Here is a 1095-nt window from a genome sequence, read left to right on the forward strand (position 1 = left end):
AAACAGTAACTATTACCGCACAAGATGCGAGTGGCAATACGGCAACAACATATACAGGAGCAAAAAATATCACATTCAGTGGAGCGACGGCATCATCAAGTCCTGTGACAAACCCAACCGTAGCCGCAACGAACTTTGGTACAGCAACTAGTTTGACCTTTACTGCTGGTGTGGCTACAGGATCCATGGTCTTGTACAAAGCAGAATCGGCAACAGTGAATGCAACTGATGGAACGATCAACTCGAATACTGGGGGAACTTTGAACGTAACGGTTAGTCCATCAACAATGACGAAATTGGCGGTGAGCTTAACGAGTCCACAGATTAATGGTACAGCCTTTACAGGAACGAATACCTTGACGGCCCAAGATGCTTACGGAAATACGGTAACAACTTTTGCAGCTAACACGAATAACGTAACGGTTACAACAAGTTTAACAGGAACGATTAGTGGTTTAGGAAGTGGAGTTAATAATGTATTGAACCAAGCTGGTGATTTTGTTAGTGGAGTAGCGAACTTAACAAGTTTAGGCTTGAAGTTCACAGGAACTTCAGGAGCAGGAACGTTCACTTTCACTCCAGCATCAGGAACGGCAGCTACTAGCTCTAGTGTCACTGTCAATTCAGGAGCTGCTACTAAATTAGTAGTAACAGGAACTGGCACCCAAACTGCAGGTGGTAGTCAGACAGTAACTATTACAGCACAAGATGCGAGTGGCAATACAGTAACAACTTATACAGGAGCAAAAAATATCACATTCAGTGGAGCGACTGCATCACCAAGTCCAGCTACGACACCAACAGTAGCCGCTACGAACTTTGGCACAGCGACTAGCTTGACCTTTACAGCAGGTGTGGCTACAGGATCTATGGTCTTGTACAAAGCAGAATCGGCAACGGTGAATGCAACTGATGGAACGATCAACTCGAATACTGGAGGAACCTTGAACGTAACGGTTAGTCCATCAACGATGACGAAGTTGGCGGTGAGCTTAACGAGTCCACAGATTAATGGCACAGCCTTTACAGGAACAAATACCTTAACAGCCTTGGATGCTTATGGTAACACAGCTACAGGATTTAGTGCTGCAGGAA

At 45.0% G+C, this 1095-nt stretch carries 1 protein-coding gene; it reads left to right on the forward strand.

Features of this window, described 5'->3' with window-relative positions; all coding sequences use genetic code 11:
* Window positions 1-1095, forward strand: a 1095-nt coding sequence (locus EWU22_RS13350; protein WP_231962909.1) for a beta strand repeat-containing protein, incomplete at both ends; no start/stop codon positions are given.

The sequence above is a fragment of the Aquirufa nivalisilvae genome, from assembly GCF_004307455.1.
Lineage (GTDB): Bacteria > Bacteroidota > Bacteroidia > Cytophagales > Spirosomataceae > Aquirufa > Aquirufa nivalisilvae.